Origin of the sequence: Flavobacterium pokkalii, from assembly GCF_014596575.1 — a bacterium.
GTDB lineage: Bacteria > Bacteroidota > Bacteroidia > Flavobacteriales > Flavobacteriaceae > Flavobacterium > Flavobacterium pokkalii.
Genome location: NZ_NASZ01000013.1, coordinates 97,847 through 105,522 on the forward strand (window position 1 = coordinate 97,847; position 7,676 = coordinate 105,522).

Sequence of the window (7,676 nt, forward strand, 5' to 3'; positions counted from 1 at the left end):
TTAAGCCTGAACAAATTTTCAAAATATGAATAAATTAAAAACATTTTTGTTGTTAGCAATCTTGTGCAATCTGACATTGTTAGCACAACAAAAAGAGGGAGATAATGAGGTTTTTCAAATAATAAATCCTGATTATAAGCTGAGTCCTTATACCGGAATGACGAAACAGCATTGGAAAGATGCGGCCATGTATTTGCTCGAAGGTGGTTTTAGTTATGTGCATTCGTTAGACGATCCGATGCAATTTCCTAAACAGGAAGGAAAAAGTTATCCGGTAAATGAAAGTCAGGTTCCAACAGAGAAATTAGAAGGGCTTTGCAGAACCTTGTTTGTGGCTTCGCCTTTGTTAAAAGAGAACCCTGATTTGGTCATCCATAATATAAAAGTAGCTGATTATTACAGACATCAAATAACAAAATTAACAGACCCCGAAAGTGCTTCTTATATTGAACCGCGCTCTAAAAATGGAGGGCCTAGTCAAAAATTAGTCGAATTTGGGGCATTGGCAGTTTCAATGCTCACCAATCCGGAAGTTTTATGGAATCCGCTGCCGCAGGATGAAAAAGATAAATTGGCTAAAACGATGTTGAGTTTTGGAGATGGTCCTACTGTGGATTCCAACTGGAAATTCTTTAACATTTTTGTGCTTAGTTTTTTCAAAGAGCAGGGCTATGCTGTGAATGAGAAATTACTTGTAGAATATTTACAAAAATCCCTGAAAGCTTACAGAGGAAATGGGTGGTACAATGATAGTCCGGCCTACGATTATTACAGTATGTGGGCTTTTCAGATGTATGGGATGATTTGGTCGGAATATTTTGGGAATAAGCATTATCCGGAGATTGCTGCTCAGTTTGAACAAAATTTCAGTGATTTAAAGTCCAATTATCCTAATCTTTTCAGCAAAAACGGCGAAATGATTATGTGGGGCAGAAGTATCAGTTACAGGACCGGTGCGATTATTCCTTTTCCATTGATGGGATTTCAAAATGACGGAAATACTAACTATGGTTGGATGCGCAGAATTTCTTCCGGAGTGATTAAGCAATTTTTTACCCACCCCGATTTTATGAAAGACAACGTTCCTACTTTAGGTTTTTATGGGGCTTTCGAACCCGCAGTTCAAATTTATAGTTGTCGGGGAAGTGTATATTGGATGGGAAAAGCTTTTTTAGGTTTGTTGGTTCCGGATAACAATCCTTTTTGGACGGCTAAAGAAAATAATGGGGATTGGGATGATAAGTTCCAAAAAAACAAAGTGTATAATAAATATCAGGGAGATTCCAATATTTTAATTACCGATTATCCCAATATAGGCGCTTCGGAAGTGAGAGCCTGGTGCCATGAAAAGGTGAAAAACGACTGGCAAAAATTCCGTTCTACCGAAAATTATAATCGTTTGTCATATAGCAGTGCTTTTCCCTGGCAGGCAGATGGTGTCAATGGAGAAGTGGCGATGAATTATGTTATTAAAAACAAAGAAAATAATTGGGAAGTCTTTAGATTATACACTTTTAAAAAGTTTGAAAACGAAATCTATTACCGCGATGTAGTTTTAGAAACAGATGAAAATATCAAATTTAATCTGGCCGATATTCCTTTGGCAAGCGGTATTTTGAGAGTGGATCAGAATAATTCGGATAAGGCTGTTAGTATGCGTTTGGGGCATTATGCTTTGCCTAAATTGGATAAGGAAATTCGGGTTGAGAAGAGAAAAATAAAAGATTACGATGTAACTATTATCGATAATGGTAAATACCAATTGGCGATGATTCCTCTTCTGGGATGGGAAAACGCCGAAGTGATTAAAGCGCAAGGTTTGCATCCGGAAAGCAATGAAAGTTCTGTAATTAATCTTGTTACAAATGCTGCTTCTAAAGATAAAGGATTGAATATTTATGCGACTTTAATGCTTTGGAAGAAATCTGGTGAAAAATGGAGCAAGAAAGAATTGCTTCCGGTGAAAAGAATTGAAACTAATCATTCCGGAGTGGTTATTAAGTTTACTGATGGGACAACTAAGTTGGTGAACTTTAACTAAAAGTTAATTTTTTATCTAGTGGCTAATTTTAAAAACTGGTAGGTAGTGGTATAGTTTAATGCGGTTTATTTCTATTTTTGCGTTCTCAACCAATAAAAATAAATAAACCATATTTATGTCTATATCTGAAAATAATTCTTCTGAATTTTACGAATTAACTAATGCAAAAGGAGCAGTAGCTAAAGTAATTCCTTTTGGAGCTACATTGACTTCCTTAAAAGTACCGACCAAAAATAATCAATTAATCGATGTAGTTTTAGGATTTGATACGGTGGAAGGCTACGAAAAATCTTTTCAATTAGAGGGTAAACCTTATTTGGGAGCTACTGTAGGGCGTTATGCAGGCAGAATTAGTGAAGGAAAATTTGAATTAAACGGGAAAACCTATCAATTAGCTATCAATAACGGTGTTAATTCGCTGCACGGCGGAATTGACAACTTTAGTCAAAAAATCTGGAATGTAGATGCCGTAAATACAGGAGAAAATCCATCCATTACATTGAGTTATGTGAGTGCGGCTAATGAGGAAAATTATCCGGGCGAACTTTCGGTAAGTTTGACTTATACTTTATCTGAGGAAAACGAATTGATTTTGGAATACAAAGCAACAACTACCGAAGATACGGTTATCAACTTAACGCATCATAGTTATTTTAATTTGGACGGACATCAATCAGATGTTTCGAATCAGGATTTGGTTGTACAAGCTCAAAAAGTGGTAGAAACCAGAGAAGATTGTATTCCAACTGGGAATATTCTGGAGGTGGCTAATACGGTTTTTGATTACCGAACAGCTAAAAAATGTCCTCAAAATATCGATAACACTTTTGTAGTTGAAAACAATGACGAAGTGAAAGCCACGCTGTTTAGTCCAAAAACGAATTTAAAAATGGACGTTTATACCGATCAGCCGGGAGTTCATATTTATGTGGGCGGAAATTGCGGTCCTGATTTAAAAGGAAAAGAAAATGCAAGTTACCACGCTTTAAGCGGAATTTGTTTTGAAACTCAAAATTTCCCTGACGCTCCAAATCATGCTAATTTTCCAAATGCTGTTTTGAAAAAAGGAGATGTTTACACTCAAAAAACTACTTATAAATTTGAAGCTCTGTAATGAGTTTTTATCAAAATAATAGTAACACTATACCAATTTTTAACTAATGAATGATATTTTAATTAACAAAACGGCGGCTTCTTTTAAAGAAATCTTTGGTAATGAGCCAGATAAAATAGTGCTTTCTCCGGGAAGGATTAATATTATTGGAGAACATATTGATTATAATGACGGTTATGTTTTGCCCGCGGCTATCGATAAGATTATTTGCTTTGCTTTTGCAAAAAACAATAGCAATACTTCTAGAGTAGTAGCTTTAGACCTGAATGATGAGTTCGAAATTGATGTTACGGCTGAGGTAAGTTTAGACAAAAACGAATGGACAAACTACATCAGAGGAATTATCAACCAGTTAAAAATAAACGGATTCCAGTTTGAAGGCGTAAACTGTGTTTTCAGCAGTAATATTCCTGTTGGTTCCGGATTGTCTTCATCGGCGGCTTTAGAATGTGGTTTCTTATTCGGGATGAACGATTTGTTTAATTTGAATATCAAACCTATCGATATTGCTTTGTTAGGGCAAAAATCAGAACATTGGGTGGGAATTAAATGCGGAATTATGGATCAGTTTTCCAGCGTTATGGGACAGGAAGACAAAGTGATCAAGATTGATTGCCGTACTTTAGAATATACTTATCACGATGCTAATTTTGCTGATTATTCGTTGATTTTGTTTGATTCGAATGTGAAACATTCGCTAATGACTTCGGCTTATAATGAAAGAAGACAACAATGTGAAGAAGGAATTGCTATTGTAAAAGCGAATTTTCCGGAGATCAAAAGTTTCAGAGATTGTACAGAGCAAACTATTATTGACTTGAAAGATAAAATGAGTCATGATGTTTTCAGACGTTCTCTTTTTGTGGTAAAAGAAATCAACCGTGTGATTCAGGCTTGTGAAGCTTTGGATAATGGAAATATTGAATTCTTAGGCGAATTGATGTTTGCTACACACGACGGTTTATCTAAAGATTACGAAGTAAGCTGCGAAGAGCTTGATTTGTTAGTGGATTTAGCTAAAGAAGAAGCTGCAGTTATTGGTTCCCGATTAATGGGAGGTGGTTTCGGAGGTTGTGCCATCAACTTAGTTAAAAAAGGACACGAACAGGAAATTAAAGATAAATTCTCAAAATTATATACCGAAGCTTTCGGAATCGAATTGAAAATTTATGACGTGAAAGTAAGTAACGGAACATCACTATACACTAAATAATGACTATGAGACAGTTTGATATTAATGAAGATCCGCATAGAAGATATAACCCTTTAATAAACGAATGGGTTTTAGTTTCACCACACAGAGCTAAAAGACCTTGGCAAGGACAAAAAGAAGCTATAAATACGGTAGCATTACCTGAGTATGATCCGGAATGTTATTTATGTGCCGGAAATGTTCGCGCTAATGGCGAAGTAAATCCGCCTTACGAAAGTAGTTTTGTTTTCGAAAATGACTTTGCGGCTTTAAAACAGGAAGCGATTGCTTTTGACGGAAATGCCGAAGGTAGTTTCTTTAAAGCACAACCGGAAAGAGGAATTTCAAGAGTAGTTTGCTTTTCGCCAAGACACGATTTGACTTTGCCTGAAATGGAAGTAGATGGTATTGTAAATATTATTAAAACTTGGCAAAGAGAATATACTGATTTGGGTAACATTGATTATATCAATCACGTACAGATTTTTGAAAATAAAGGAAGCGTAATGGGATGTAGCAATCCGCATCCACACGGACAAATCTGGGCGCAGTCTTCGTTGCCAACACAGGTTCAAAAAACACAGAATAGTTTAAAAGCTTATTTTGATAAAAATGGAACGAATTTGTTGCAGGATTATCTAAACGAAGAATTAAAAGTAAAAGAGCGTGTGGTAGTTGAGAATGATCATTTTGCTGCGATTGTTCCTTTTTGGGCTATCTGGCCTTTTGAAACCATGATTATCAGTAAACGTCATATTACTAAAATCACTGATTTTACAGAGGATGAGGTAGCTGCTTTTGCCGAAGTTTTGAAAAAACTAACAACAAAGTATGATAATCTTTTCGAAACTTCATTCCCGTATTCATCAGGAATTCATCAGGCACCAACAGACGGTGAGGAGCATCCGGAATGGCAATTCCACATGCATTTCTATCCACCATTGTTGCGTTCGGCTTCAGTGAAAAAATTCATGGTAGGTTATGAAATGATGGGAGAATCGCAAAGAGATATTACTCCGGAGAAAAGTGCTGAAATGTTGCGAAATTTATCTGAGGTGCATTACAAACAAAAATAGTTTCGAGGCTATTTATTAAAATAAAAAAAATTATGAAAATACTAGTTACGGGAGGTTTAGGTTTCATAGGTTCACATACGGTAGTCGAATTGCAAAATGAAGGTTTTGAGGTGGTTGTGATTGATAATTTATCCAATTCATCTGAAGATGTTTTAAAAGGAATTGAGGCGATTACAGGGAAAAAACCACTTTTTGAAAAACTGGATTTAAGAGAAAAAGCAGCAGTTCAGGATTTTTTCAAAAAACATGCTGATGTAAATGGAGTAATTCATTTTGCAGCTTCTAAGGCTGTTGGCGAAAGCGTAGGGAATCCATTGTTGTATTACGAAAACAACATCAATGCCCTTGTGTATATTTTGCAGGAATTGGAGAAAAAGGAAAATGCTAATTTTATTTTCAGCTCTTCCTGTACAGTCTATGGTCAGGCCAAAACAATGCCTATCAATGAAGGTTCAGAAGTGCAGCCAGCGATGTCTCCTTATGGAAATACCAAACAAATTGGCGAAGAAATCATTACCGATGTGGCTAAAGTAAGTGGAATCAATGCTATTTTATTGCGTTATTTTAACCCAATTGGGGCACATCCTTCTGCTGAAATTGGCGAATTGCCTTTAGGAATTCCACAAAATTTAGTGCCATTCATTACCCAAACAGGAATTGGATTGCGTAAAGAATTATTAGTTTACGGCAATGATTACCCAACTCCGGATGGAACTTGTATTCGTGATTATATTCATGTAGTTGATTTGGCTAAGGCGCACGTTGTGGCTTTGCAACGTTTATTGAATAAAAAGAATCAGGACAAAGTAGAAACTTTTAACCTTGGAACAGGTGTAGGAAGTTCTGTTTTAGAAGTAATCAACGCTTTCGAAAAAGTAAGCGGTCAAAAACTGGCTTACCGAATTGTTGACAGAAGAGAAGGTGATGTGACTTTGGCGTATGCCGATACCACAAAAGCCAATGACGTATTGGGCTGGAAGACTCAGTCTACTTTAGAACAAGCCATGGAAAGTGCCTGGAAATGGGAACAAAAAATTAGAAGCTAAAATAGCTTTGAATAAGTAATAACCTATTAATAATTTTAAATAATAATTTATGAGCTCAAGTCTCGAATTTGCAGATTATGCAGTATTTATAATCTACTTTTTAATAGTATCCATCTACGGATACATCATTTACCGCAAGCGTGAACAAAACGAACACGATGCTAAGGCGTATTTCTTAGCCGAAGGAACATTGACCTGGTGGGCTATTGGTGCTTCACTTATTGCTTCTAACATTTCTGCCGAGCAGTTTATCGGGATGAGTGGGGAAGGATTCTTCTTAGGTATTGCAGTTGCTGCTTACGAATGGGTTGCCGCTATCGCCCTAATTATTATTGCGATTTGGTTTATTCCTGTTTATTTGAAAAACAAAATTTACACCATGCCACAATTCTTAACCACTCGTTACAACGAAACGACGGCTTTGATTATGGCAGTTTTCTGGTTGTTCTTGTATGTTTTTGTAAACTTAACGTCTATTTTATACTTAGGAGCCGTTGCTATTAACGGATTAGCAGGAGGAGATTATCTTCATTTGATTATGTTAGGATTGGCTGTTTTTGCTTTGATTATCTCTTTGGGAGGTATGAAAGTGGTAGCTTATACCGACGTTATTCAGGTTGCCGTATTGATTATTGGAGGTTTAGTAACTTCTTATATTGCTTTGACTACTGTGGGAGAATATTTTGGTGTTGGAAAAGATGCCATTGCCGGATTCAATGTTTTGATGCAGGAAGCTCCGGAGCATTTCAAAATGATTATTCCACGTCCAACAGCGACTTCTACGCAATTAGAAATTGACAAATATTTGACATTCCCTGGAGTTCTTTCTTATTTGGCAGGTATTTGGATTATCAATCTGAACTATTGGGGATGTAACCAATACATCACACAAAGAGCTTTGGGAGCTGATTTACAAACAGCCCGTACAGGAATTTTATTCGCTGGTTTATTGAAATTATTAATGCCTGTAATTGTAATGTTACCTGGTATTGCGGCTTATGTGTTGTACCAAGGAGGTCATTTACCACAATTAGTAGGTGGAAAAGACGGAGCTTACTCAGCGATGTTAACATTCTTGCCAACAGGTTTAAAGGGACTTTCGGTTGCAGCTTTAACAGCAGCTATCGTGGCTTCTTTAGCTGGAAAAGTAAACAGTATTTCTACAATTTATACTTTAGATGTTCATAAAAAATACATTCAAAAAGGG

General features: G+C 36.3%; 6 protein-coding genes. All 6 read left to right on the plus strand.

Annotated features, from left to right (window positions below):
• The first annotated feature begins 25 nt into the window (after positions 1-25).
• Positions 26-2,041 carry a DUF2264 domain-containing protein gene (locus tag B6A10_RS09665; protein ID WP_188220720.1) on the plus strand — a complete coding sequence of 672 codons (2,016 nt, stop codon included), beginning with the start codon at positions 26-28 and terminating at the stop codon, positions 2,039-2,041.
• A 115-nt stretch (positions 2,042-2,156) separates the two neighbouring features.
• Positions 2,157-3,155: an aldose epimerase family protein gene (locus B6A10_RS09670; RefSeq protein WP_188220721.1), complete on the plus strand. Its 999-nt coding sequence runs from the start codon at positions 2,157-2,159 to the stop codon at positions 3,153-3,155.
• 46 nt (positions 3,156-3,201) lie between these two features.
• Positions 3,202-4,368, plus strand: a complete 1,167-nt coding sequence (gene galK / locus B6A10_RS09675) for a galactokinase (protein WP_188220722.1) — start codon at positions 3,202-3,204, stop codon at positions 4,366-4,368.
• A 5-nt stretch (positions 4,369-4,373) separates the two neighbouring features.
• Positions 4,374-5,423 (plus strand): UDP-glucose--hexose-1-phosphate uridylyltransferase, encoded by a 1,050-nt coding sequence (locus B6A10_RS09680; protein ID WP_188220723.1) that lies wholly within the window; start codon positions 4,374-4,376, stop codon positions 5,421-5,423.
• 32 nt (positions 5,424-5,455) lie between these two features.
• Positions 5,456-6,469, plus strand: a complete 1,014-nt coding sequence (gene galE, locus B6A10_RS09685; RefSeq protein WP_188220724.1) for a UDP-glucose 4-epimerase GalE — start codon at positions 5,456-5,458, stop codon at positions 6,467-6,469.
• 49 nt (positions 6,470-6,518) lie between these two features.
• On the plus strand, positions 6,519-7,676 hold a 1,158-nt coding region (locus B6A10_RS09690; RefSeq protein ID WP_188220725.1), incomplete at its 3' end, for a sodium:solute symporter family transporter.

What these genes read in the sequence shown, in the direction of transcription:
- galK (WP_188220722.1), top strand. Translation starts at nt 3,202, where the DNA reads ATGAATGATATTTTAATTAACAAAACGGCGGCTTCTTTTAAAGAAATC.
- B6A10_RS09680 (WP_188220723.1), top strand. Translation starts at nt 4,374, where the DNA reads ATGAGACAGTTTGATATTAATGAAGATCCGCATAGAAGATATAACCCT.
- galE (WP_188220724.1), top strand. Translation starts at nt 5,456, where the DNA reads ATGAAAATACTAGTTACGGGAGGTTTAGGTTTCATAGGTTCACATACG.
- B6A10_RS09670 (WP_188220721.1), top strand. Translation starts at nt 2,157, where the DNA reads ATGTCTATATCTGAAAATAATTCTTCTGAATTTTACGAATTAACTAAT.
- B6A10_RS09665 (WP_188220720.1), top strand. Translation starts at nt 26, where the DNA reads ATGAATAAATTAAAAACATTTTTGTTGTTAGCAATCTTGTGCAATCTG.